Annotated in this window: 16 protein-coding genes; 10 read left to right on the top strand and 6 right to left on the bottom strand. The window is 62.5% G+C overall.

Annotated features, from left to right (window positions below):
• Window positions 1–5 precede the first annotated feature (5 nt).
• The 3 genes from pepN to BT125_RS01095 all read left to right on the top strand — a co-directional run bounded on the left by pepN (window position 6) and on the right by BT125_RS01095 (window position 6,502).
• Window positions 6–2,663, top strand: coding sequence for an aminopeptidase N (gene pepN / locus BT125_RS01105; protein ID WP_072404540.1), 2,658 nt, complete (start codon window positions 6–8; stop codon window positions 2,661–2,663).
• A gap of 367 nt (window positions 2,664–3,030) precedes the next feature.
• The gene (locus tag BT125_RS01100) at window positions 3,031–4,083 is read left to right on the top strand and encodes a WD40/YVTN/BNR-like repeat-containing protein (protein ID WP_072404538.1); all 1,053 of its coding nucleotides are present in this window, start codon (window positions 3,031–3,033) and stop codon (window positions 4,081–4,083) included.
• Window positions 4,084–4,126: 43 nt separating this feature from the next.
• A complete protein-coding gene (locus tag BT125_RS01095) occupies window positions 4,127–6,502 on the top strand; it encodes an efflux RND transporter permease subunit (protein WP_072404537.1) in 2,376 nt (791 codons plus the stop codon).
• Window positions 6,503–6,671: 169 nt separating this feature from the next.
• Here BT125_RS01095 and BT125_RS01090 read toward each other — a convergent pair whose 3' ends face one another.
• The 3 genes from BT125_RS01090 to BT125_RS01080 form a co-directional block, all read right to left on the bottom strand.
• Window positions 6,672–11,360 (bottom strand): dermonecrotic toxin domain-containing protein, encoded by a 4,689-nt coding sequence (locus tag BT125_RS01090; protein ID WP_072404535.1) that lies wholly within the window; start codon window positions 11,358–11,360, stop codon window positions 6,672–6,674.
• Between the two features lie 153 nt (window positions 11,361–11,513).
• A complete protein-coding gene (locus BT125_RS01085) occupies window positions 11,514–12,233 on the bottom strand; it encodes a FadR/GntR family transcriptional regulator (protein ID WP_072404533.1) in 720 nt (239 codons plus the stop codon).
• Window positions 12,234–12,457: 224 nt separating this feature from the next.
• Window positions 12,458–14,194: an IlvD/Edd family dehydratase gene (locus BT125_RS01080; protein WP_072404531.1), complete on the bottom strand. Its 1,737-nt coding sequence runs from the start codon at window positions 14,192–14,194 to the stop codon at window positions 12,458–12,460.
• 193 nt (window positions 14,195–14,387) lie between these two features.
• Here BT125_RS01080 and BT125_RS01075 point away from each other — a divergent pair, with 193 nt between their 5' ends.
• From BT125_RS01075 to BT125_RS29595, 7 genes are all read left to right on the top strand, one after another.
• On the top strand, window positions 14,388–15,710 hold the full coding sequence (locus BT125_RS01075; RefSeq protein ID WP_072404529.1) for an MFS transporter: 1,323 nt from the start codon (window positions 14,388–14,390) through the stop codon (window positions 15,708–15,710).
• Between the two features lie 157 nt (window positions 15,711–15,867).
• Window positions 15,868–16,860, top strand: a complete 993-nt coding sequence (gene araD1, locus BT125_RS01070) for an AraD1 family protein (RefSeq protein ID WP_072404527.1) — start codon at window positions 15,868–15,870, stop codon at window positions 16,858–16,860.
• A gap of 13 nt (window positions 16,861–16,873) precedes the next feature.
• Window positions 16,874–18,454, top strand: a complete 1,581-nt coding sequence (locus tag BT125_RS01065) for an aldehyde dehydrogenase (NADP(+)) (protein WP_072404519.1) — start codon at window positions 16,874–16,876, stop codon at window positions 18,452–18,454.
• A 237-nt stretch (window positions 18,455–18,691) separates the two neighbouring features.
• Window positions 18,692–18,988: a DUF5629 family protein gene (locus BT125_RS01060; RefSeq protein ID WP_072404949.1), complete on the top strand. Its 297-nt coding sequence runs from the start codon at window positions 18,692–18,694 to the stop codon at window positions 18,986–18,988.
• The gene (locus BT125_RS01055; protein WP_072404518.1) at window positions 18,975–20,150 is read left to right on the top strand and encodes a lactonase family protein; all 1,176 of its coding nucleotides are present in this window, start codon (window positions 18,975–18,977) and stop codon (window positions 20,148–20,150) included. The genes BT125_RS01060 and BT125_RS01055 overlap by 14 nt, the downstream gene beginning before the upstream one ends.
• Window positions 20,151–20,306: 156 nt before the next feature.
• Window positions 20,307–20,486: a hypothetical protein gene (locus BT125_RS01050; RefSeq protein WP_003202673.1), complete on the top strand. Its 180-nt coding sequence runs from the start codon at window positions 20,307–20,309 to the stop codon at window positions 20,484–20,486.
• A 174-nt stretch (window positions 20,487–20,660) separates the two neighbouring features.
• Window positions 20,661–20,786: a hypothetical protein gene (locus tag BT125_RS29595; protein WP_256573475.1), complete on the top strand. Its 126-nt coding sequence runs from the start codon at window positions 20,661–20,663 to the stop codon at window positions 20,784–20,786.
• 52 nt (window positions 20,787–20,838) lie between these two features.
• Here BT125_RS29595 and BT125_RS01045 read toward each other — a convergent pair whose 3' ends face one another.
• From BT125_RS01045 to BT125_RS01035, 3 genes are read right to left on the bottom strand one after another with little or no spacing between them, the layout of a single operon-like run.
• Window positions 20,839–21,441 (bottom strand): glutathione S-transferase, encoded by a 603-nt coding sequence (locus tag BT125_RS01045; protein ID WP_072404516.1) that lies wholly within the window; start codon window positions 21,439–21,441, stop codon window positions 20,839–20,841.
• Window positions 21,438–25,079, bottom strand: a complete 3,642-nt coding sequence (locus tag BT125_RS01040; protein WP_072404515.1) for an AAA family ATPase — start codon at window positions 25,077–25,079, stop codon at window positions 21,438–21,440. Before BT125_RS01040 ends, BT125_RS01045 begins: the two co-directional genes overlap by 4 nt.
• The gene (locus tag BT125_RS01035) at window positions 25,076–26,320 is read right to left on the bottom strand and encodes an exonuclease SbcCD subunit D C-terminal domain-containing protein (protein ID WP_072404513.1); all 1,245 of its coding nucleotides are present in this window, start codon (window positions 26,318–26,320) and stop codon (window positions 25,076–25,078) included. The genes BT125_RS01040 and BT125_RS01035 overlap by 4 nt, the downstream gene beginning before the upstream one ends.
• Window positions 26,321–26,402 lie beyond the last annotated feature (82 nt).

The raw sequence follows: 26,402 nt of genomic DNA, 5'->3' as shown, positions 1-26,402 counted from the left end.
GACCCATGCGCACCGAACAACCGAAGATGATTTACCTCAAGGACTATCAGGCCCCCGAGTACCTGATCGACGAAACACATCTGACCTTCGAGTTGTTCGAGGACCACAGCCTGGTCCATGCGCAACTGGTGATGCGCCGCAACCCCGAGCGCGGCGCCGGGCTGCCGCCGCTGGTGCTCGATGGTCAGCACCTTGAATTGATCTCCCTCAAGCTCGACGATGCCGACCTGGGGCAGGGCGATTATCAGCTGGACGACAATCACCTGACCGTGCACCCCAAGGCCCAGGCCTTTACGGTCGACACCACCGTCAGGATCCATCCGGAAACCAACACCGCCCTGGAAGGCCTGTACAAATCCGGCAGCATGTTCTGCACCCAGTGCGAGGCCGAAGGGTTCCGCAAGATCACCTATTACCTCGACCGTCCGGATGTGATGAGCAAGTTCACCACCACCGTGGTGGCCGAGCAGCACAGCTATCCGGTGCTGCTGTCCAACGGCAACCCGATTGCCAGCGGCCCCGGCGAAGACGGTCGGCACTGGGCGACCTGGGAAGACCCGTTCAAGAAACCGGCCTACCTGTTTGCCCTGGTGGCCGGTGACCTGTGGTGCGTCGAAGACACCTTCACCACCATGACCGAACGTAATGTGGCGCTGCGCATCTACGTCGAGCCGGAAAACATCGACAAATGCCAGCACGCCATGACCAGCCTGAAGAAGTCGATGCGCTGGGACGAAGAGGTGTACGGACGCGAGTACGACCTGGACATCTTCATGATTGTCGCGGTCAACGACTTCAACATGGGCGCCATGGAGAACAAGGGGCTCAATATCTTCAACTCCAGCGCCGTGCTGGCCCGTGCCGAAACCGCCACCGATGCCGCGCACCAGCGGGTCGAGGCGATCGTGGCCCACGAATACTTCCATAACTGGTCGGGCAACCGCGTGACCTGCCGCGACTGGTTCCAGCTGTCGCTCAAGGAAGGTTTCACAGTGTTCCGCGATGCCGGGTTCTCGGCCGACATGAACTCCGCCACCGTCAAGCGCATCCAGGACGTGGCGTACCTGCGCACCCACCAGTTCGCCGAAGACGCCGGCCCCATGGCCCACCCGGTGCGTCCGGACAGTTTTATCGAGATCTCCAACTTTTACACCCTGACCGTGTACGAAAAGGGCTCGGAAGTGGTCGGCATGATCCACACCCTGCTGGGGCCTGAGGGGTTCCGCAAGGGCAGTGACCTGTACTTCGAACGCCACGACGGCCAGGCCGTGACCTGCGACGACTTCATCAAGGCCATGGAAGATGCCAACGGCGTCGATCTGGCGCAGTTCAAGCGTTGGTACAGCCAGGCCGGTACGCCACGGTTGGCGGTGAGCGAGTCTTACAACGCCGCTGCCAAGACCTACAGTCTGACCTTCCGCCAGAGCTGCCCGCCAACCCCGGACAAGCAGGAAAAGCTGCCGTTCGTGATTCCCGTGGAACTGGGCCTGCTGGACAGCAAAGGCGCCGAAATGCCATTGCGCCTGGCCGGTGATGCGGCGGCAAGCGGCACCTCCCGGGTGATCTCGGTGACCGAAGCCGAGCAGACCTTCACGTTTGTCGATATCGCCGAACAACCCTTGCCATCGCTGCTGCGTGGCTTCTCGGCGCCGGTGAAGCTGAGCTTTCCGTACAACCGCGACCAGTTGATGTTCCTGATGCAACACGACAGCGACGGCTTCAACCGCTGGGATGCCGGCCAGCAGTTGTCGGTGCAAGTGTTGCAGGAACTGATCGCCCAACATCAGAAGGGCGCCAGCCTGTCGCTGGACCCGCGCCTGGTCAGCGCGTTGCGCACCGTGCTGTCGGACGAGTCCCTGGACCAGGCCATGGTCGCGGAAATGCTCTCGCTGCCCAGCGAAGCCTACCTGACGGAAATCAGCGAAGTGGCTGATGTCGAGGCGATCCACGCTGCCCGTGAGTTCGCCCGCCAGCAGCTGGCCGAGAACCTGTTCGAAGCGCTGTGGCTGCGTTATGAAGCCAACCGCGACCTGTCGAAACGCACGCCGTATGTGGCCGAGGCCGAGCATTTCGCCCGCCGCGCGTTGCAGAACATCGCGCTGTCGTACCTGATGCTCACCGGCAAGCCTGAAGTGTTGAGCGCGACCCTGGAGCAGTTCGACACCGCCGATAACATGACCGAACGCCTCACGGCGTTGGCGGTGTTGGTCAATTCGCCGTTCGAAGCCGAGAAGGCCAAGGCCCTGGAAGTGTTCGCGGAAAACTTCAAGGGCAACCCGCTGGTCATGGACCAATGGTTCAGCGTCCAGGCCGGCAGCCCGTTGCCCGGCGGCCTGGCACGGGTCAAGGCGTTGATGGAGCACCCGGCGTTCAATATCAAGAACCCGAACAAGGTGCGGGCACTGGTCGGTGCGTTCGCCGGGCAGAACCTGATCAACTTCCACGCCGCCGACGGTTCGGGTTATCGCTTCCTGGCGGACCTGGTGATCCAGCTCAATGGCTTCAACCCACAGATCGCGTCCCGGCAACTGGCCCCGCTGACCCGCTGGCGCAAATACGACAGCGCCCGCCAGGCGTTGATGAAAGGCGAACTGGAACGCATCCTGGCGTCAGGCGGGCTGTCGGCCGATGTGTTCGAGGTGGTGAGCAAGAGCCTGGCGTAATGTTTGTGCTGCGGTCTGTCAGACCGCGGTGCTTTCTTCGCGAGCAAGCCCGCTCCCACATGGGATTTTCAGTGCGCACGAGCTTTGTGTTCGCCGCAAATTCCATGTGGGAGCGGGCTTGCTCGCGAATGGGGCAACACCGATCTTCCTTTGAAATACAGCCATCACCCCACCGAATACCCCGCCATTCACCCCCAGCGCCAACCCCCGTGGTTAACAAAAGATAACGCGGCGTCGATTGTCAGACCTTTCGAAAGCCCGATAGGATAGGTCAGCTTCCGAAGTGGCTCTAGATTGCAGGTTTCAGGACTATGCTCCAGGACTGGCAACGTACCAAGCCATAACAATAATAATGGGGGAAAGGTCTATGAATGAGCCTGTCATGGCTGTGGGCCGCTGCCGGCCGCCGATGCTGCGCAGAATCGCGTTGCTGGCTTCGGCGCTCTCGCTGCTGGGCTCTGCGGTGTTATCGGCACCGGCGATGGCCGTTGCGGCGTCGACGTCCGATGTCATCTATTCCGTCGAATCGGCCAAGGCCAGCAAAACCCTGATGCTCGATGTGGTCCATGCCGGCCAGCGCCTGGTGGCGGTCGGTGATCGTGGGCACATTGTCTATTCCGACGACCAGGGCATGTCCTGGACCCAGGCCAAGGTGCCGACCCGTCAACTGCTCACCGCGGTGTTTTTCGTCGACGACAAGCACGGCTGGGCCGTGGGGCACGACGCACAGATCCTCGCCAGCGACGACGGTGGCAGCACCTGGACCAAGCAATACGAAGACCTCACCCGTGAAGCGCCGCTGCTGGATGTCTGGTTCAAGGACGCCAGCAACGGGTTTGCCGTGGGTGCCTACGGCGCGCTGCTGGAAACCACCGACGGCGGCAAGCACTGGGAAGACGCCAGCGACCGCCTCGAAAACGAAGACCAGTTCCATCTCAATGCGATCGCGGCCGTGAAAGACGCCGGGCTGTTCATTGTCGGCGAGGCCGGCAGCATGTTCCGCTCCGCCGACGGGGGCCAGACCTGGGAGAAGGTCGAAGGTCCGTACGAAGGCTCGCTGTTCGGGGTCATCGGCACCGCCCAACCTTCGACGCTGCTGGCCTACGGCTTGCGCGGCAATCTGTACCGTTCCACCGATTTTGGCGGCACCTGGGAGCAGGTCGAGCTCAAGGCCGCCCGGGGCAGCCTGGAATTCGGCCTGTCGGGTGCCACGCTGCTGGCGGACGGTTCCATCGTGATTGTCGGCAACGGCGGCAGCGTGGTGCGCAGTACCGACGACGGCGAGACCTTCAGCGTGTTCAACCGTCCGGACCGAATTTCCGTGGCGGCCGTCACGGCGGCAGGCAACGGCAACCTGATCCTGGCGGGGCAAGGCGGCGTGCGTGCCACCACCTCCACCGGCGCCGAACTGAGCAAATGAGTCAGGCCTGCAAGACGGGCATAAAAACAAGAAGGCGGACCCCATGAGCAGTCATCATCAAGACAAGGCGACGTTCCTCGAGCGCCTGATTTTCAACAACCGCCCGGCAGTGATCGTCATTTGCCTGCTGGTCAGCATTTTCCTGTTCTGGCAGGCCACGCTGATCCGTCCCTCCACCAGTTTTGAAAAAATGATCCCCCTCGAGCATCCTTTCATCCAGAAGATGCTCGAGCACCGCAACGACCTGGCGAACCTGGGCAACACGGTGCGCATTTCCGTGGAAGCCACCAATGGCGACATTTTCTCCAAGGATTACATGGAGACCCTGCGCCAGATCCACGACGAGGTCTTCTACATCTCCGGTGTCGACCGTTCTGGGCTCAAGTCGTTGTGGAGCCCCAGCGTGCGCTGGACCGAAGTGACGGAGGAGGGGTTCGCCGGCGGCGAGGTGATCCCCCAGAGCTACAACGGCTCGGCCGACAGCCTCGACCTGCTGCGCAACAACGTGCTCAAGTCCGGCCAGGTCGGGCGCCTGGTGGCCAACGACTTCAAGTCGAGCATCATCGACATCCCACTGCTGGAGTCATATCCCGACCCGCAGGACCAGGGCAAATTGCTCGCCCTCGACTATCGGAAGTTTTCCCACGAGCTTGAAGACAAGATCCGCAACAAGTTCGAAGCCCAGAACCCGAATGTGCAGATCCATATCGTCGGTTTCGCCAAGAAAGTCGGTGATCTGATCGACGGCCTGGTCATGGTGGTGCTGTTCTTCGGCGTGGCCTTCATCATCACCCTGATCCTCTTGTACTGGTTCACTAACTGCATGCGCAGCACCGTGGCGGTGTTGACCACCACCCTGGTAGCGGTGGTCTGGCAACTGGGGCTGATGCACGCGGCCGGTTTCGGCCTGGATCCGTACTCGATGCTGGTGCCGTTCCTGATCTTCGCCATCGGCATTTCCCACGGGGTGCAGAAAATCAATGGCATCGCCTTGCAGTCCAGCGAGGCGGACAACGCCCTGACGGCGGCGCGGCGCACCTTTCGCCAGTTGTTCCTGCCGGGGATGATCGCGATCCTGGCGGACGCCGTGGGCTTCATCACCTTGCTGATCATCGACATCGGCGTGATCCGCGAACTGGCCATCGGCGCCTCCATCGGCGTGGCGGTGATCGTGTTCACCAACCTGATCCTGTTGCCAGTGGCGATTTCCTACGTCGGCATCAGCAAGCGCGCCGTCGAGCGCAGCAAGAAAGACGCGAACCGGGAACATCCGTTCTGGCGCTGGCTGTCGAACTTCGCCAGCGCCAAGGTCGCGCCGGTGTCCATTGCCCTGGCGGTGATCGCCTTTGGCGGTGGCCTCTGGTACAGCCAGAACCTGAAGATCGGCGACCTGGACCAGGGCGCGCCGGAACTGCGTCCGGACTCGCGCTACAACCAGGACAACAACTTCATCATCAGCAATTACTCCACCAGCTCCGATGTGCTGGTGGTGATGGTCAAGACCAAGGCCGAAGGCTGCTCGCGCTATGAAGCCATGGCCCCCATCGACGAATTGATGTGGAAGATGCAGAACACCGAGGGCGTGCAGTCGGCGATTTCCCTGGTGACCGTGTCCAAGCAGATGATCAAGGGCATGAACGAGGGCAACCTGAAATGGGAGACCCTGTCGCGCAACCCTGATGTGCTGAACAACTCCATCGCCCGGGCCGATGGCCTGTACAACAACAGCTGCTCCCTGGCGCCGGTGCTGGTGTTCCTCAACGACCACAAGGCCGAGACCCTGGACCGCGCGGTGAAGGCGGTGCAGGACTTCGCCAAGGAAAACAACCGCGATGGCCTGGAGTTCCTCCTCGCCGCCGGTAACGCTGGCATCGAGGCGGCCACCAATGAAGTGATCAAGGAGTCGGAACTGACCATCCTGATCCTGGTGTACATCTGCGTGGCGACCATGTGCATGATCACCTTCCGTTCCTGGGCGGCGACGCTGTGCATCGTGCTGCCGCTGGTGCTGACGTCGGTACTGGGCAACGCCCTGATGGCCTTCATGGGCATCGGTGTGAAAGTCGCGACGCTGCCGGTGGTCGCGCTTGGCGTCGGGATCGGCGTGGACTATGGCATCTACATCTACAGTCGCCTGGAAAGCTTCCTGCGGGCCGGGTTGCCGTTGCAGGAAGCTTACTACCAGACGCTGAAATCCACCGGCAAGGCGGTGCTGTTCACCGGTTTGTGCCTGGCCATCGGCGTGTGCACCTGGATCTTCTCGGCCATCAAGTTCCAGGCCGACATGGGCTTGATGCTGACCTTCATGCTGCTGTGGAACATGTTCGGTGCGCTGTGGCTGTTGCCGGCGCTGGCGCGGTTCCTGATCAAACCGGAGAAACTGGCGGGGCAGAAGGGCAATTCGTTGTTTGCCCACTGATGAGGGGCAGTCCTAGGGGCGAACCCATGTGGGAGCGAGCTTGCTCGCGATAGCGGTGTGACAGTCAATGAAGGTATTGGATGTCCGTCAGCCATCGCGAGCAAGCTCGCTCCCACAGGTTTTTTCTGGCGCTCAGCGACTGATCACTCCAGCCTGCAAGCCCTGGCCATCAAGGCGCCAAGGGCAAGAACTTGCTCTGCGCCAACGACTTGCTGAGCTGTCCTCGATGCACGTTCACCACCGCATAAGGGCTGGTGGCCTTGGCCAGCAGTGAGTGGTAATGCTCCTTGCGTTGTTCCTTGGTCTTCAGGTGCGCGACGCTGAAATTGTCCTTCGGTGTGTCAGCCGTTTCGTAGTGAAAATGCGCATACCAGAGGGGAAAACCATCACGGTCGTTGATGGCGTATTCCTGGAGGAAATCCTGGCGGCTTCCTTTCAAGGCCTTGCGATCCCCTAGCCGTGCGACTTGTATCAGGTTCTTTTCGAACAGGAACCGAAGGTTGCCGTCGGTAGGCGGCAACTGCAGGCTCAATTCGGTGCGCAGGGCACTGCCCTTGACGGTCAGGCTGGATACCGCGTCTGACAACTGTTGGCTCAGTGCCTGGTCTGCCGGGGTAAGCGGGGTTTGCGAGGCGGTGAACGCTCGGTCGAGTTCCTCGGCAAGCTTGCGAAACCGACTCGCCTCATTGTTTATGATCTCCTCGATTTCCTGAGGATGGCGGCAGTTTTTCTTGTAGCTTTCAGCGCGGCGCATGCGTGCATCCAGCTCGTCGAGCAGTTTTCGCGCATCGGCCTTGATCGCCTTGACCGGTCTCGTCTCGGGTGCCGGGGCCGGGCGGCGTACTTCGACGACATCCCAGACATCATCATGGCGGGAATAGGTGGCGAGAATCTCGTCATCGACTTGCGAGCGCAGCTCGACGACTTCAATCGGCAAGGAGGTGCCGGCCGGTTTCAGGTCGCCAATCAAGACGCCATTGTGGCGGGTCCTGATCAGCTTTTTCTGAGCGTGTGCAGCGGCTGGTCCGGGGCGTTTCGGCGGGCGTTTGCGTGGTTTTGGCTCGGGTTTGATTTCGGCGGCGAGTTTTCCCGACACCTCCTGGTAAAGGCCGTCGACCAACTTGATCAGCCGGTCGAAATAGGACTCGTGGATATCGTCGGGGTAGAGGGTCTTGACCCCTTGCAACGCATCCAGGGTCTTGCCATAGCGCTCGGTCAGGCTTGTCAGGATTTCGAGTTGTTCCTGCGGCGTCAGCTCATACAGCCGCAGCTCGCTGTGGGAGCGAGTTTGTTCCCCCAGCGGCATGACGATGCGAAGCAGCACACCGGGCAGGTCCGATTGGGGATTCTTGACCGACAGCATGGGAAGCGTGGAGAGCTGCAGGGCCTTGCGGCCGATGGCATTGCCTTCGTTCAACGGGCGGTCCCTGGTCAGGCGGTCGAACGCCTGGGCGCCATCGGCATCGAAGTTCAAGAGGCGCTCGAGGTATTCGTCCTTGAGTTCCAGCCAATGGATCGCTCGATCATTGATGTCGCTCATGGTGTCGAGGAACTTCAAGTAATCCTGCATGTGGTAGGCCAGGACCTCTCTTACATCGTTCTCTGCTCCAAACCTGGGGTTGGCGTTCTTGAAGGCCACGTAATCCATTTCAGTGACCACGGCAGCCTTGCGGGCATTGTTGACCAGGTTTTCAAAGAGCCCGCGCATGTATTTAGGCGTAAGCCCAATGCCAAGGCTGGCGCGTTCGGGCGCGCTCTGCACCAGTTTCAAATAAATCTCGGTCTGCTCCTGGAGCAGGTCATAGAAGGTTTTGCGTTTCAGGGCCCGCTGCGCTTCGGTGTAAGTGCTGCCTTCCTGGAGCCTTGTCATCACTTGAAGGGCAACATCGAGGGCTTTTTGTCGATCGGCTTCCTGTGTTGCCCATTGGTTGAGTTCCTCGGTCAACTCCCCGATGCGCTGCAGATTGGCACGACGCTGTGCATCCATCCGCTTGGGCGGGCTACCGCCCAGCAGGCGCAGGCGCAGATCGAGGGACCAGCGGCCCTGGCTGTCGGCTTTCAACGGCGGACCGTTTCGACTGGGGTCGAGTGGATCGACGATGGTTGCGCTGCCGTCCGCTTCAGGGTTGACCTGATACAGATCGTCTTCCACATTGGCATGCCATTTTTTGTCGATCACGTACAAACCCTTGTACGGGCCATATCCGATGGGTTCGGGCATTGCCGGAGGACGCGATGCCTGCAAGCGCAGCAGACGGGCGCGTTGTTCCGGTGTCAGGCGCTGGCCGGCGCTGGCGAAACTGAAGTCCAGGCGTCTACTGGCGGCTTCGGCGTGGGCGCCAGGCAGGGCGACGGTTCCCTCCACCACGGTGGGCGGCGCCGGCGCGGGCCACTGCTCGGCAACGGTGCGTGGCGCCGGGGGACGCATGGCTTGCTCCTTCAGCGATGGGGCCACCGCCGCGCGGGTGACCGGCGCATGACCGGTGGGCAGTTGGCTCACCAGCATCGCCAGGTTGACGAGCAGATCGGCGGCGGCCAGCTCCCGTGCCACCGGGTCCTCGCTGATCAGGGCCGGGATGTCCTGTCGGGCGCTGGCCATCAGGTTCCATAGCCAGACGCTGGTCATGGCCGGGCCGCGCAATAAAGGGAACAGCAATGTGTTGAACAACAGGCTGCCGCCCTGGAGCAATACGGCCCAGCGGCTCTCGCTATTGGACACCGAGTTCCGGTCGGCCTGGGCGACCAGGGCCTGGGCATTGCAGCCATAGAGGTACTGCATCAGCTCGCCGTTGTGCAGTGCTTGCAACAGTTCGCCGTCGGTGTCCTGCGTGGCGAGTGTGGCCGGGGCGGGCTTGTCGGGGACGTTGAACTCGTCACCGGGAAAGAACCGCACGATGTGTGGCTCCAGGAAACCGCCGTTGGCGTACACAGGACGGGCGGCGTCGGACAGCCAGGTCAGGATGCTGTTCTGCAGGTCCCCGGCGGTGGCAATGGCCTGAAGCAGCGCCTCCCGTGTCGGGAACTCTTGCAGCACAGGGGCGTAAAGCGGCCGATACAGCAGGTGCGGGCCGGTGGTGGTGTCCTGCGCTTCGATAAGGAACATGTTGGTCACGGTATCGGGCTGGGCCTGGGGCTTGCGCACCAAACCCAGGTGGCGAATGACCACCGGGCGACCGTTGACCTGTTGGCTCGCCGCGTCAGGTTGGAGACCCGCTTCCAGCAGGCGCAGGCCCTGGAGGGTCATGCCGTTTTCGTGGTCCAGCCTCTGTTTCAGCGCGTCGAGGGCCAGCTGCGCGGGGATCTGTTCGGCGAACATCCGTTGACGGTTCTTTGCCTGGGGCGAGCCACCGAGCAGGTGCTGTTGCAGGTAGCGAGGATAGGTCGTGCCAATGTCGACCTGTTCGACCAGCCCGGTCACGAAGTCCGGCGTCAACCAGGTCGGCAGCGTCAGGCCCAGGCGATGGCTGAGCGTGAAGTGGCCGCTGGGGCGGGCGACGAGATTGTGGATGGCCAGTTCGGTCAGGCTCATCTGCCGCTTCTCGCTGAGGCCGATGGTCCCGGGGTAGCCTGCGGAAACGGTGAAGTTCAGCAGCACATCGTCGGGTTGGTATTGGCTCGATTGCACCTTGTCCCGGCTGCTGTCGTTCATTTGCTTCATGGCGCTGGACAAGGCACTGGCGGTAAAGGCCTTGATGTCCTCGATGCCGCTGAGGAAGGTCTGGCCCTGGTGGCGTTTTTTGGCACTGGCCAGGGCCAGGCTGTAGTGCTGGAGCGTCATTTGGTCGGCGATGGAGCTTTTTTTCAGCCAGCGGGGTAGCAAGGGAGCCAGGCGTGCCGAGGTTTGCGGCGAGAGCCGCGGGGCTTCCAGCAGGTAGCGAGCCGGGTCGCTCAAGTCGTTGTAGAGGTTCTTCAGGCTTTGCAGGTCGATCCCGGCGGGCAGCCGTACAGCCTTCAGCTCGGCCAGTTGCTGCTCCAGCAACATCGCCGCCTGGCTCTCGAAGACGTCGCCGCTTATCTCGTAGCGCTGGCAGGTGACAGTGTCGACGGTGTAACGGCTGGCGATCGATGCGCCCCAATGCCGATTGAAGGCGTCCTGGGAAGCAAAGGATTGCACGGCGCTGCCGGGGCGGTACAGCAGGACGTCGGTGGTGCCTTTTGTGGCGCGGACCAGGAGGATCTCGCTGCCGACCAGTACGGTGCTGGTGGTGCCCCGGGTGATTCGGGTTTCCAGATTGTAGGCGTACACAGGCGCCTGTGGGTCGAGACGAAAGCGTCGCTCCCGGTCCGGCCAACGGACGACCTGGTCAAGGGCTTCGCGGGCTGTGTCAGCGAGCCCGGGCTGTTGCAGCCCGCGGATACTCAGCATGTTCCTCAGCACATCGCTGAGCCAGCGCCAGCGGTTGCCGTGGCTGTTCCCATCGATTGCGTCAATGTCGTCGCCCCAGTAACGGACCAGCGCATCCTCCAGCCCGAGCGGTACGCTCCAGGCCAGTTCCAGCAGTGAGCTCTTGATGACCTGGATGTCCACTTCCTGGTAGCCAGCCCGGAGCCGGTGCGGTGGGGTGTCGGAGAGGAAACAGTCCAGGTTGCCCCGTGGGCTGAAATCCACGGGTGTGCCAACGGCCAGGTGATCAAGCACCACGGGCATGAACGGTTGGAATTGCCAGGCGCGTCCGGTGGCGTCCGGAGTCGCCAATTGGACGGTGGAGAGGTCGATGTCCAGCCAGGAGTATGTTCGCTTGATAGCCTGTTCGAGCATGCGTTGCACGATCTGTTCGAAGGTCGGGTGGTTGGCGAATTGCAGGCTGACGCTTTGCGTCAACGCGGGGATGGCGTCTGCGGAGGAGGGAGCGGTCATGAGAAGTCCTTTTCACAAAACATGGCCGTCGGGATGACGGCGAGAAAAGTATCGACTTCTCTGTCCAGTGCGGGTGGTACATAAATACCACCCCGCTAACGAGCGGTTGTGTGAAGCCTCTTCGGTGGCATCGGGGGGGGAAGGACAGGGCCGTCAGGACGGATCGTTGCCCAGCACGACGTTCAGCGCGCTACGGGCATCGTCCAGTTGCACCAGGGTGGCGTGGCGGGCACCGAGGGCATCGCGGTTCTCGATGGCGGTGAGGATCGCCTTGTGCCGTGGCATTGCCAACTCGTGCAGATTGGGCCGCTGGTTGGAGTGTTTGAGGGCTTCGGCGATGGCCACCGACAACATGTTGCAGAGGTTGGCGAGCAGGTCGTTGTGGGTGGCGTCGGCGATGCGGCTGTGGAAGTCCAGGTCCGGTTGCAGAACGGCCTCGGGAGTCGGGGCAGCTTCCATGCGTTGGTAGGCTTCACGGATGGCGGCGATGTCGGCCTCGTCGGCGAACTGGGCGGCGAGGGCCGCGGCGGCCGGCTCGATGATGCTGCGCACGCTGGTCAGCAGGTTGAAGAATTCATTCTGAGGGCTGCTCTGCATCAGCCAATGCAGCACGTCCGGGTCGAGCATGTGCCATTCTCGCCGGGCCTTGACCACCGTGCCCACCCGCGGACGCGAATACACCAGGCCCTTGGCGACCAGCACCCGCGTGGCTTCGCGCAGCACCGGGCGGCTGACCGCATACTCTTCGCACAACAAGGCTTCGGCGGGCAGTTTATCGTCTGGCTTGAAGCGTCCGGAAACGATCTGCATGCCCAATTCCTGGACGATGCGCGCGTGCATGCTCTTGCGGTCGGAGGGTTTACGGTAATCCATGGGACGCGGCGCGATCCTGTGCGAGGGGGGTGTTGGGCATGATAGCAGGCGCGGCGATGGCGGGTCGCTAGTGCGAGCACGGTCTGGAGCTCAGAGAAGATCCAAATGTGGGAGCGGGCTTGCTCGCGAATGCGGTTGAACATTCAACATTTGGGTTGACTGTCACACCGCATTCGCGAGCAAGCCCGCTCCCACAGGACCTTCTGTTGAGCATGAATCAAGTGTCAGTGGGAGTGGCGTGGCACCTCGGCGCCGCGGCAGCCCACCAGGAAGTCGAAGTCACAACCCTGGTCCGCTTGCAACACGTGGTCGATGTACAGCTGGCGGTAGCCGCCTACCAGCAGTTGCTGCGGGGGGACGATGTCGGCCAGGCGCGCGGCGAGTTCGGCGTCCGGGATGTCCAGGTGCAGGCGGCCGCTGGCGCAATCGAGCTCGATCCAGTCGCCTTCCTTCACCGCCGCCAGAGGTCCGCCGGCCGCCGCTTCCGGTGCTACGTGCAGCACCACGGTGCCGTAGGCGGTGCCGCTCATGCGCGCATCGGAAATCCGCACCATGTCGGTCACGCCCTGGGCCAGCAGCTTGGCCGGCAAGCCCATGTTGCCGACTTCGGCCATGCCCGGGTAACCCTTGGGCCCGCAGTTCTTCATCACCAGGATCGAGCTGGCGTCCACGTCCAGTTCCGGGTCGTTGATCCGGGCCTTGTACTCGTCGAAGTTCTCGAACACCACGGCGCGACCACGATGCTGCATCAGTTCGGCGGTGGCGGCGGACGGCTTGAGCACCGCTCCCAGTGGCGCCAGGTTGCCGCGCAGCACGCAGATGCCGCCGTCGGCGCGGATCGGGTTATCCAGGGTGCGGATGACTTCATCCTGGCCGTAGATCGGTGCGTCCTTGGTGTTCTCGCCGATGCTCTTGCCGTTGACGGTCAAGGCATTCGGATTGGGAATCAGGTTGGCCTCGCCGAGACGCCGCAGCACCGCGGGCAGGCCGCCGGCGTAGTAGAACTCTTCCATCAAAAAGCGCCCGGACGGCTGCAGGTCGACGATGGTCGGCATGCCGCGGCCGATGCGGGTCCAGTCGTCCAGGTCCAGTTGTACGCCGATGCGTCCGGCGATGGCCTTGAGGTGGATCACCGCGTTGGTGGAGCCGCCGATGGCCGCGTTGACGCGGATGGCGTTTTCGAAGGCTTCCTTGGTCAGGATCTTCGACAGTTTCAGGTCTTCACGGACCATTTCCACGGCGCGCATGCCGGACATATGGGCCAGCACATAACGCCGTGCATCCACGGCCGGAATCGCCGCGTTGTGGGGCAGGGAGGTGCCGAGGGCTTCGGCCATGCAGGCCATGGTCGAGGCGGTGCCCATGGTGTTGCAGGTACCGGCCGAGCGGGACATGCCGCCCTCGGCCGCGAGGAAATCGTCGATGGTGATGGTGCCGGCCTTGACCTGCTCGCTCAATTGCCAGACCACGGTGCCGGAGCCAATGTCCTGGCCTTTGTGCTTGCCGTTGAGCATCGGCCCGCCGGTGACGACGATGGCCGGGACGTCGCAACTGGCGGCGCCCATCAGCAACGCAGGGGTGGTCTTGTCGCAACCGGTGAGCAGCACTACGCCGTCAATCGGGTTGCCGCGAATCGCTTCTTCCACGTCCATGCTCGCCAGGTTGCGGGTCAGCATGGCGGTGGGGCGAAGGTTCGATTCGCCGTTGGAGAACACCGGGAATTCCACTGGGAAGCCTCCGGCTTCGATCACGCCGCGCTTGACGTGCTCGGCGATCTGCCGGAAGTGCGCGTTGCACGGCGTCAGCTCCGACCAGGTGTTGCAGATGCCGATGATCGGCTTGCCGTGGAACTGATGGTCGGCGATGCCCTGATTTTTCATCCAGCTGCGGTACATGAAGCCATTTTTGTCGGCGGTGCCAAACCATTGGGCCGAGCGCAGGGAGGGTTTCTTATCAGACATGATCGATTCTCTTATTGTATGACTATATTGTTCGAGCTCGAGCGTAACATAAGCGCAAATTGCGCGCTTTGGAAGTGTTGTTGGGTAAATAGTATTACTATATAGTCCGATTCAACGGAGGGGTTGTCCTGGCGGTCATTCGCGAGAGAAATCCCCCGAGGTTCCATAACAACAACAATCGGAGACCGGTCCCATGAGCCAGGAATTGCGGCTTATTCGTCGCATCACGCTGAAACTGATTCCCTTCCTGATCCTGCTATACCTGATCGCCTACGTGGACCGCTCTGCCGTGGGCTTTGCCAAGCTGCACATGGGCGCCGACCTCGGCATCGGCGACGCCGCCTACGGCCTGGGTGCCGGGCTGTTTTTCATTGGTTATTTCCTGCTGGAGATTCCCAGCAACCTGATGCTGGAACGCTACGGTGCCCGACGCTGGTTCGCCCGGATCATGATCACCTGGGGCGCCATCACCATCGGCATGGCGTTCGTGCAGGGCCCCCACAGCTTCTATGTGATGCGCTTTTTGCTGGGCGCGGCCGAAGCCGGGTTCTTCCCGGGCGTGCTGTACTACATCACCCAGTGGTTCCCGGTGCGCCATCGCGGCAAGATCCTCGGCCTGTTCATTTTGTCCCAACCTATTGCAATGATGATCACCGGCCCGGTGTCCGGTGGCTTGCTGGGCATGGACGGCATCCTCGGCCTGCACGGTTGGCAGTGGCTGTTCATTGTCATCGGCCTGCCGGCGGTGCTGCTGACCTGGCCGGTGCTGCGTTACCTGCCGGATGGCCCGCAACAGGTCAAGTGGATGGACCAGGCCGAGAAGGACTGGCTGACCGGTGAGCTGAAAAAAGACTTGCAGGAATACGGCCAGACCCGCCACGGCAATCCGCTGCATGCCCTGAAGGACAAGCGCGTCTTGTTGCTGGCGCTGTTCTACCTGCCAGTGACCTTGAGCATCTACGGCCTGGGCTTGTGGCTGCCGACGCTGATCAAGCAGTTCGGTGGCAGTGACCTGGTGACTGGCTTTGTGTCGTCGGTGCCGTACATCTTCGGCATCATCGGTTTGCTGATCATTCCTCGCAGCTCTGATCGCTTGAATGATCGTTACGGTCATCTGGCCGTGTTGTACGTGCTGGGCGCCATCGGCCTGTTCCTCAGTGCCTGGTTGTCGGTGCCGGTGTTGCAACTGGCGGCACTGTGCCTGGTGGCGTTCGCGCTGTTTTCCTGCACGGCGGTGTTCTGGACCTTGCCGGGACGTTTCTTTGCCGGCGCCAGTGCGGCGGCGGGTATTGCGCTGATCAACTCGGTGGGCAACCTGGGCGGTTACATCGGTCCGTTCGTGATCGGCGCGCTGAAGGAGTACACCGGCAACCTGGCCTCGGGGCTGTATTTCCTGTCCGGTGTGATGGTGTTCGGCCTGGTGTTGACCGGCGTGGTGTATCGGTTACTGGAGCGCAAGCATGTACTGCCGGCGGACCAGTTCGCCGCCAGTGCCCGCGGGGCGACGCGTACCTGAAATTTGAAGGCTGAGATGAGCAGTGTGGGAGCGGGCTTGCCCGCGAAAGCGGTGGGTCAGCTTGCATCAATGTTGAATGTACCGCCGTCTTCGCGGGCAAGCCCGCTCCCACAGGTGATTGACGGTGTATTTAAGTATTGTTTACAGGGAGAACATCATGCGTTTAGTTCAGTTCGAATTGAGTAACGGCGAACGCCGCGTCGGTGTGGTCGACGGCGATCAGGTGCGGGAAGTGCAGGGCGCCGCCAGCGTGCGCGAGCTGGCGCTGGCGGCCATCGAGGCGGGTGTGAAGCTGGAGCAGCAGGTCGGTAGCCTGGGCCTGGGGGCGAGTCATGACTACGCCCGGTTGCTCAGTGAGCTGCGCATCCTGCCACCGCTGGACCATCCGGACCCGGCGCACCTGTTGGTCAGCGGTACCGGCCTGACCCACCTGGGCAGCGCCTCGGCCCGGGACAAGATGCACCAGCAGGCCGGCGACGAAGCGACCATGACCGACACCATGCGCATCTTCAAGTGGGGCGTGGAGGGCGGTAAGCCCCAGGCCGGGCAGGCCGGCGTGCAACCGGAATGGTTCTACAAGGGCGACGGCAGCATTGTAGTCCGCCCGGGCCATCCGTTCCCGCTGCCGCCCTTTGCCGAAGACGCTGGCGAAGAGCCGGAAATCAGTGGCCTGTATGTCATTGGCCACGACGGCAAGCCCTATCGCCTGGGCTTCGCCGTGGGCAACGAGTTTTCCGACCACGTGATGGAGCGCAAGAATTACCTGTACCTGGCCCACTCGAAATTGCGCAGTTGCAGTTTTGGCCCGGAACTTCGCGTCGGTGAACTGCCTCAACATCTTTCCGGAACCAGTCGTATCCTGCGCAATGGCGAAGTGCTGTGGCAGAACGAGTTCCTCAGCGGCGAGGCGAACATGTGCCACAGCCTCGAGAACCTGGAGTTCCACCACTTCAAGTACAGTCAGTTCCTGCGCCCGGGGGACGTGCACGTTCATTTCTTCGGCACCGCGACCCTGTCGTTCGCCGACGGCATCCGCACCCAGCCGGGGGATGTGTTCGAAATCAGCCAGGCTGAATTCGGCGCGCCGCTGGTCAACGGCATTGCCCCGGTAGACGCGGTGTTCAACCCGGGTACTATCGGCACACTTTAAAAGGAGACTTGCGATGAACCAGATCCTTGGCCACAACTACATCGGCGGGGCGCGCAGCGCGGCCGGCCAGACCCGCCTGCAAAGCGTCGACGCCAGTACCGGCGAGGCCTTGCCCCATGATTTCATCCAGGCCACGGCCGAGGAAGTCGATGCGGCCGCCAAGGCTGCGGCTGCGGCTTATCCGGCCTACCGGAGCCTGAGCGCGGTGCGCCGGGCCGAGTTCCTGGAGGCCATTGCCGATGAACTGGACGCCTTGGGCGATGAATTCGTGGCCGTGGTCTGCCGTGAAACCGCGTTGCCGGCGGCGCGGATCCAGGGCGAGCGCGGTCGCACCAGCGGCCAGATGCGCCTGTTCGCCAAGGTCTTGCGTCGAGGCGATTTCTACGGTGCGCGCATCGACCGCGCCTTGCCGGAACGCACGCCGTTACCGCGTCCGGACCTGCGGCAGTACCGCATCGGCCTGGGGCCGGTGGCGGTGTTCGGCGCCAGTAACTTCCCCCTGGCATTCTCCACCGCCGGTGGCGACACGGCGTCGGCCCTGGCGGCCGGTTGCCCAGTGGTGTTCAAGGCCCACAGCGGCCACATGGCGACCGCCGAACACGTGGCCGATGCGATCATTCGCGCGGCGGAAAAAACCGCGATGCCGGCTGGCGTGTTCAACATGATCTACGGCGGTGGTGTCGGTGAATGGCTGGTCAAGCATCCGGCGATCCAGGCCGTGGGCTTCACCGGCTCCCTCAAGGGCGGGCGTGCCCTGTGCGACATGGCGGCCGCACGGCCGCAGCCGATTCCGGTGTTCGCCGAAATGTCGAGCATCAACCCGGTGATCGTGTTGCCGCAAGCGCTGGAAACCCGCGCTGAGAGTGTCGCTCGCGACTTGACCGCCTCGGTGGTGCAGGGCTGCGGTCAGTTCTGTACCAACCCGGGCCTGGTGATCGGCATTCGCTCGCCGCAATTCACTGCCTTCACCCAGCAAGTGGCCGCGCTGATCGGCGACCAGGCGCCCCAGACCATGCTCAATGCCGGCACGCTGCAAAGCTACGGCAAGGGCCTGCAGAAATTGCTGGCTCACCCGGGCATCGAGCACCTGGCCGGGCGCGAGCAGCAGGGCAACCAGGCCCAGCCGCAGCTGTTCAAGGCCGATGCCAGCCTGCTGATCAACGGTGACGAGGCGCTGCAAGAAGAAGTGTTCGGTCCGACCACGGTGTTTGTCGAAGTCGCCGACCAGGCGCAATTGACCGCCGCGCTGAACGGCCTGAACGGCCAACTGACCGCGACGATGATTGGCGAGCCGGCGGATTTCGAACGGTTCAGCGAATTGACACCGCTGCTGGAACAGAAGGTCGGCCGCATCCTTCTCAACGGTTATCCGACCGGTGTCGAGGTGTGTGATTCGATGGTCCACGGCGGGCCTTACCCGGCAACGTCCGATGCCCGGGGTACGTCGGTGGGCACATTGGCGATCGATCGCTTCCTGCGCCCGGTGTGCTTCCAGAACTATCCCGACAGCCTGCTGCCGGAACCGCTGAGGAACGCCAACCCGCTGGGCATCCTGCGGTTGGTGGATGGCGTGCCGGGGCGCGAGGCGCTCTGAGGATCGCGGTGAGGCCGTGGCATTGATGTTGAATGTGCCGGCCTCTTCGCGGGCAAGCCCGCTCCCACACTGGGTTTCCCGGGAATACAGAATGTGTATTCACCGCCGATCCAATTGTGGGAGCGGGCTTGCTCGCGAAGGCAATCGCCCAGTCAACATCGAGTCTGAAGTGATGGCCCAAGGTCCACTCGCCCATTGGGTTATCATGGTCACTTTCCCAACGACCGACTGATCACCATGACTGCCGTAACCAACACCCTGCTGCATGCCCTCGAAACCTGCGACATGCTGATTATCGACGGCCTGCACGCATTCAATTTTGAGCTCGACGATCAGGACCAATTGCACGTCGAGTGCATGAACGGTCGCACCCTCGAGCACTGGCGTTTCACGCCGGCGCAAATGCAGGCCGCGACGTTCGACAAGGCCTCGAATCGCTGGATCATCACCAGTGACTCCGGTGACCACCGTCTGGAATGCGTGGACGCCACCAGCGGCCACGACGATGAGGACGACGAAGATGAAAATGCGTAGTTTCTGGCCGCTATTGATGGCCGGCAGCCTGGGCGCCATGGGCGTTCAGGCGGACACCGAAGAACGTCATCAACTGCTGGTGGGGTCCTATACCGCCGGGCAGAGCCAAGGCATCTATCGGTTGCAATTCGACAGCCGTACCGGCCAGATCGACGCCAACCCGTTGCAAGTGATCAAGACGGACAACCCCTCGTGGCTGACCCTCTCGCCCGACCTGACCCGGCTGTTCGTGGTCAACGAAAATGGTCCGGGCCAGAAAGACCCGGTGGGCAAGGTCAGTAGCTATGCCATCGACCCGAAGACCCATGCCATCAGCCTGATCAACCAGGTGCAATCCCTGGGCAACGAGCCGACGCATTCCAGCCTCAGCGGTGATGGCCGGCATCTGCTGGTCAGCAACTATTCGGTCGTGGAGGACCCGGGCGGCACCCTGGCGGTATTGCCGGTGGGCGCCGACGGCAAGCTGTCGCCGGTGGTGCAGTTGAGCAGCCATCAACCGAGCCGGGTCAATCCCGAGCGGCAGATGTCGGCCCACGTGCACTCGGCGGTCTCGTCGCCCGATGGCAAGTACGTGTTCGCCAACGACCTGGGGGCGGACAAGGTGTTCATCTACCGCTACGACCCCAAGGCCAATCCCGAGCTGCCGCTGACTGCCGCCGAGCCGGCCTTCGTGCAATTGCCACCCGGCAGCGGACCGCGTCACCTGCTGTTCAGCGCTGACGGCAAGCACGCCTGGCTGACGATGGAAATGACCGCGCAAGTGGCGGTGTTCGATTACCAGGACGGCCGCCTGACCCAGCGCCAACTGGTCGACCTGGCCGCCGGCAAACCCCAGCCGGGCAGGGCGGCGGCTGCGCTGCATGCGTCCAGGGACGGCAAGTTCCTCTACGTCAGCAACCGTGGCACCACCAACGAAGTGCTGGTGTTCGCCATTGACCCGGCTGCGGGCACGCTCAAAGAGCTGCAGCGGCGCTCGGTCGAAGGCGATCATCCGCGGGAGTTCAGCCTCGACCCGAGCGGGAAATTCCTGCTGATTGCCAATCAGAAGAGCAACCAGATCGTGGTGGTCGAGCGCGATCCGAAGACCGGCCTGCTGGGTAAAACTGTGCAGAAAATGCCGATGGATGCGCCGAGCGACTTGAAGTTCATGCTGCGTCAATAGGCCGCAGGCCTTGTTTTTCAAGGCCTGCGCCGTTGTATCAACGAGACTGATATTCGCTAGTACTACAAAGCATTTCAAAGCGAGACGCCTCGGCGCGTAAGTTTGCTCCACGGCCCAACCGGGCAAGTCAGCCAACTGAATCCGAGGTCTACCGCCATGAATCTGAATCTCTTCTCCGTGATCGCCGCTTCCGCCATCTCTGCCACCGTGGCGCTGCCCGCCAGTGCCAGTGTCGAGATCAGCGACAAGAAAAACCGTACCCAGAGCTACACCGAGAAATACCTGCAACAAAGCGCCAACTTCTATGCGGCGCTGGACCACAAGACCCAACACTGAAATCTCGCGCAACGACTGAAGCCTGCGATCTTTTCATCTTCACCGAACACCGGATGAAAGAGAAAAGATCGCAGGCTTCGCCGTTTCTGGAAAAATCTCGCTGTAATATCACTTGGCCATGTGTTTAAATTTGACGCTGACAAATTGACTCCTTCGCAGATAAGGATGGACACCATGGCGATGCGTCTGGCAGTGATGCTGCTGTTTCTCTACTCCACGCCGATTGTCTCGGCGGCCCAACCGGATACCGGTGAGTTGGAAGTGGCGCGTGAGCGATTGCTGAGTTTTCTGCACGATTGATGGGGATAGGGATAGGGATAGGGACAGGGGCTGGTTGCTTTTGTGCAGGGCGTTACTTGGCCATGATCGCCACAAACAGCTCGGACGCCAGGAACCTCTGCAACCAATCCTGTAGCCGCGGATAGGGCGCCTGGGCAAACCAGTCGCGGTCGACGTGGGCGAATTGTCGTATGAAGGGCATCACTGCCACGTCCGCCAGGCTCTGGTGCGCCGCTGCCAGAAACGGCCGGGTTGCAAGCAGCGCCTCCAGGCGGCGCAGAAAGTCTTCACCCTCGCTGCGGTAATGCTCCTTCAGGTACTCGGGGTAGCGCTCGGGGTACTTGTAGCGATTCAAGTGCAGCTTGAACACCTGGTCGTTTTCCTCGATCAACGCCGCCGTCAACGCCTGGCCGTCGGCGTTGTCCCGTAGTCTCCAGTCTTGCGGGTCGTGCTGGGCCAAGGCCCAGTTCATGATCTCCAGGCTTTCATCGATCACCCGGCCATTGACCTGCAGCACCGGCACCGTGCCTTTGCTGGAGAGGGCGAGCATCTCGGCGGGCTTGGCCTTCAGGCTGACTTCGACAATCGCCACGTCGACCGCGCTGTAGCGCAAGGCCATGCGCGCCCGCATCGCGTAGGGGCAGCGGCGGAAGGAATAGAGCGTGGCGCGGCTCATTTCACCTCCACGGTGCTCAACCCATTGCCCTGACGACGGACCTGGATCTGCACTGGGATCCGCTCGTGCATTTCCTGCACGTGAGAGATCACCGCGACCTTGCGGCCTTGGGCCTGCAAGCCGTCGAGGGCATCCATCGCCAGTTGCAGCGATTCGGGGTCGAGGCTGCCGAAGCCTTCGTCGATGAACAGCGATTCGATCTTCAATGTGCTGGACGCCATCGAGGCCAGGCCCAAGGCGAGGGCGAGGGAGACCAGGAAGGTTTCGCCGCCGGACAACGAATGCACCGAGCGCAGTTCATCCCCCATTTCCGTGTCCATCACCAACAGACCGAGCATGCTGCCGCCACGCTTGAGCCGGTAGCGGCGCACCAGTTGCCGCAATTGGGCATTGGCGTGATGCACCAGCAAGTCGAGGTTGTAGGCCTGGGCCAGTTTGCGGAAGCGGTCGCCGGTGGCCGAACCGATCAGGGCATCGAGACGTGCCCAGCGCTGGTATTCGGCGTAGGCCTGTTCGATCTGCTGGGCCAGGGCCTGGTTGGCGTTCTGCCGGCGCTGGTCTTCGGCCTGTTCGGCGCGCAGTTCGGCGCAACGCTGTTCGCTAATGGCGAATTGAGTTTGCAGTTCGGCGAGGGCTTCGGCGAGTTGCTCGGGCGCCAGGTTGCCGTTGTGCTGGGCCTGGTGGTTGTGCAGACGCTGCTCGCGTTCGGTGAGCAATACGCTAGCCTGCTCGATGGCTTTTTCGCTGTTGAGCAAGCGCTGGCGCAACTGGCCGACGTGTTGCTCCTCCAGGCTGAGCAGGGCTTCAAGGGCGGCATCGTCCAGTTCCGGATGGCCGGTGCGCCACTGCGCGATACCCGTGGTCAACGCCTGAAGTTCGTGGTCCAGGGATTGCGCCTGTTCCTGGCGGGCCTTGAGTTCGGCGGCCAGTTGCACAAGGCTGTTGCGCACTTGCTGCAACTGCTGATTGGCCGTCGCCTCGGCCTCCCGGGTCTGTTCCAGGCGCTGGTCGAGTTTTTGTTGCCATTGTTCGGCGCTGACGTGTTCGCCGAGCAGTTGCGCGAGTTTCTCCTGGCAGGCCTGCTGTTGCTCGCTCAGGGCGCTGAATTGCAGGCGGGCCGCTTCCAGTTGCTGGGCGCGGGTTTGCTGACGGTCCTGCTCTTTCTCCAGAATCTGCTGGCGCTGGCGTTGTTCGCCCAGTTCGTCGCGCTGCTGTTCCAGTTGCTCCAGACGCTGGGCAATCTGCTGGTCGAGCTGCAGGAAGGTCGCGGCGGGCTCGTTGCGCAGGGCCTGCAAGGTGTCCGCCGGCAGCAGGGTGCTGAAGTGGTTCAGTTCCTCGTCCAGGCGCTGGCGGTCGCGGGTCAGTTCTTGCTGCTGGTTGCCCAGTTGGTGTGATGCCTGCTGGTTGGCCGCTTCGGCGTCGCGCAGGCGCTGGCCCAGGCGTGCGGCGTCCTGTTGCAGGGTCAGCAGGGCGGCTTGGCGTTGTTCGTCCTGGCTGATGCGCAGGTGCAATTGGCTGTTCTGTTGGGCCAGCCAGGCATCGCGCTTGCCCGAATCCTGGGCCAGCAGTTGCGCCGACAACGGGTGGGCCTCCAGGCTGGGGGCCAGGCTCTGTTGCTGGCTGGTGAGCTGGTCCTGCTGCTGTTTGAGTTCCTTGAGCTGGGCAATGACCCCGCTGTATTGCGCCCGCAGGTCGATGACTTTTTCATTGAGCCGCTCGACGGCTTTGCGAGCGTTGGCCTCTTCGGCTTCATCGAAGCGTCCGAGGTTTTCCAGCAGGGCTTCGGGCTGATGATAAGGATGCTCGACGCTGCCACACACCGGGCAGGGCTGCTGGTCTTGCAGCTGTGCGCGCAATTGTTCGACGCTTTCGCTGCGGGCCAGGCGCTGGCGCTCCAGCAGTTCGCGGGTCACGGTCAGGGTCTGTTCGGCGATGGTCAGTTCGGCCTTGGCTTCGCCACCCTCACGCACCAGGCGGTCACGTTCCTGCAACGCCTGTTGTTGGCGTCGCTCAAGCTCGGCTCCTCGTTTGTCCAGCTCTTGCTGACTGGCCCACAGCCGGGTCAGGTCTTCGAAGGCGCGCAGTTGCTTGCGGTTGTCTTGCAGCAGGGTGCCGAGCAATTGGATCTGTTCGGCCACGGCCTCCGGCTCGGCGCCGGCTTCCTTGTACAGCACCTCAAGGTCTTGTCGGCGACTGGCCAGTTCCTCGGCGGCACGGGCGGCGCCTTGCTCCAGCATGGAGAGTTCGGCCTGGCCCTGGTTCAGGCGATTGCCGATCAGCATCAGTTGTTGGAGGCGATCGCGATAGGCGTTCCAGGCGTCGCTCAGTGGTGCCAGGTGCGTACTTTGTTCAAGCTCGCCGGCGATGCGCTGCAAGCGCTCGGCCACCTGTTTTTGCTGTTCGAGCAAGGTGTCGATGGCGCGCTGGCCTTCGGTGCAGGCTTGTTGCGTCTTGTCCTGGTGCTCGGCGGCCTGGCTGGCGTCCTTGACGAGGCGGGCGAGGGTGCTTTGCGCCTCGAAAGCCTGGCGCAATAACGGCGCGTTGTCGCTGCTTTGTTGCCGGGCCGCGGCCAATGCCAGTTGCGTGACGCCCAGGCCTTTTTCCAGTTCGGCTTGCTGTTGGTGCAGGTCGATTTGCTGCTGGGTGAGCTGCTGGATCTGCGCGGCCAAGGGGTCGAGCTGTCGGCTCAGTTCCGCCTGGCGGATGAACTGATGGCGCTGGGGCGCCAGTTGTTCCAGGCGGGTCAGTTTCAGGCGTTCGTCGGCCAGGGCGTTCCAATCGGCCTGGGCCTGTTGCAACTGTTCGGCGGCGCTGGCGTGTTCATCCTGCAATTGGCGCAGGTCGCGCAGCCAGGTGTGTTGCTGCTCCAACTGCTTGAGTTGCGCCTGTTGGGCCTTGAGTTGTTGCTGGGCGTCGTTGAAGCGCTGGTCGAGTTCGGCCCGGGCTTCGGGGGCCAGCGGGGTGACACCGGTGGCCTGGTCCTGCAGCTGTTTGTGGGTTTCCTTGGCTTGCTTGGCCTTGTCGAAGGCGCGGCGGCCGAGGCGGGTATACAGGGCGGTGTCAGTGAGTTTTTCCAGCAGTTCGCTGCGATCGTTGTCATCGGCCTTGAGGAACGCGCTGAACTCGCTCTGGGCCAGCAACACGGCACGGGTGAACTGCTCGAAGTTCAGGCCCAGGGCGGCTTCGAGCTGGGTCTTGTATTCGCCTTTCTGGCTCGCCAGCAGTTGGTCGTTGTCCAGGTCCCGCAGGCTTTGGCGGCTGGCTTGCAACTTGCCGCCGGCCTTTTCCCGGGCGCGATTGGCTTCCCATCGAGCCCGGTAGCGGCGTCCGTCGATGCCGCGAAAATCCACTTCGGCAAAGCCATCACCGGTGCCACGGCGCAATAGCGTGCGCGGATCGCCCGTGGCAATCTCGCCATCGACGTCCGGCACCTTGGCATCGCGACCGGTATTGTTCAGGCGCGGCACGGCGCCGAACAGCGCCAGGCACAAAGCGTCGAGCAGCGTGCTCTTGCCGGCGCCGGTGGGGCCGGTAATGGCGAACAGGCCGGCGCTGGCCAAGGGTTCTGCGGTGAAATCGATTTCAAACGGCCCGGCCAGGGACGCCAGGTTCTTCAGGCGGATCGCGAGAATCTTCATGGTTGCTCGCTCTCCATCTGCACGTCTTGCAACAGCACGGCAAAATCCTTGAGGGTCTGTTCATCCACTTCGTTGCCATAGGTGTCCTGCCAGGCGCGGCTGAACAGTTCCTGCGGGCTGAGTTGATCCAGTTCCACCAGCGTGTTGTCGTCATCGGCACTGCCGGCGCCACCGTTGCCGGCGTACTCGGCGGCGATCCGTACCAGGCGCACGGCCTTGCCTTGCAGTGCGGTTTCGACCTGGTGGCGCAGGTCCGGCTGCGGTTCGTCGAGGCGCACCCGCACTTCCAGCCAGGGCTGGCGCTGGACATCGGCCAACAGGTCGATGTCGGGCAGGTCCTTGAGTTGTACCAGGATCTCGGCCAGCGGTGCCGGGCCCAGGCGTTGCAGGTTGACGGCTCGGGGAATCAGGCGCGGCTCGACCTTGACCAGGGTTTCGCCGTCCAGGGTGATGTCGAGAATCTGATGCTGGTAGCCAATTTCCGAGAATGACAGCGGGATCGGCGAGCCGCTGTAGCGGATACGCTCTTCGCCGTTGACCTTCTGCGGTTTGTGCAAGTGGCCGAGGGCGACGTAGCTGATGCTCGGGCCGAACAGGCTGGCGGGCAGGGCCTCGGCGTTGCCGATGATCAGGCTGCGTTCGGAATCTTCGGACACCGAACCGCCGGCCATGTGCGCATGACTGATGGCAATCAGCGCCTGGCCTTTCTTGCGCTTGCTGTTGGCCGCGGCGATCAGCCACTCATGCACCTGACCGATACCTCGCAGGTAGTCGTCGCCCAGTTGCGCGCCGGTGACTTCGGCGGGGCGCAGGAACGGCAGGGCCAGGCACCACGCCTTGACCTTGCCCTTGGCATCGGGCAATGGCAACAGCAGGCGCTCGACGTCCAGTTGGCCGTCGTCCAGCCATAACACCCGGCCCAGGGCGTGGGTGCGCAAGCGTCGCATCAGCGGCGCAGGCAGCTCGATTCGCGAGCCGGAGTCATGGTTGCCGGCGATCATCACGATGGTCAGGTTGGCGTTTTGCTCATGGGCGCTGACGATGAAGTCGTAGAGCCGCTCCTGGGCTTTGACCGGCGGGTTGACGGTGTCGAAGATGTCGCCGGCGATCAGCAGCGCGTCGGGTTTTTCGTGGGTCAGCTGACGCAGCAGCCAGTCGAGGAAACAGGCGTGTTCGAAATCGCGTTCCTGACCGTGCAGGTTTTGCCCCAGGTGCCAGTCGGAGGTGTGAAACAGACGCAAGGCAAACTCCAGAAAACAGATGATGGCCGCGGCGAAGAGAAGGGCGGCTAAAAGAAGGAGAGTTTACTGGGAAACGGGGGGG

Source organism: Pseudomonas sp. NFACC04-2, from assembly GCF_900119265.1.
GTDB classification, from domain to species: domain Bacteria; phylum Pseudomonadota; class Gammaproteobacteria; order Pseudomonadales; family Pseudomonadaceae; genus Aquipseudomonas; species Aquipseudomonas fluorescens_AA.
Note: the sequence above shows the minus strand (reverse complement) of the source record. Positions and strands in the feature narration are given on the sequence as shown.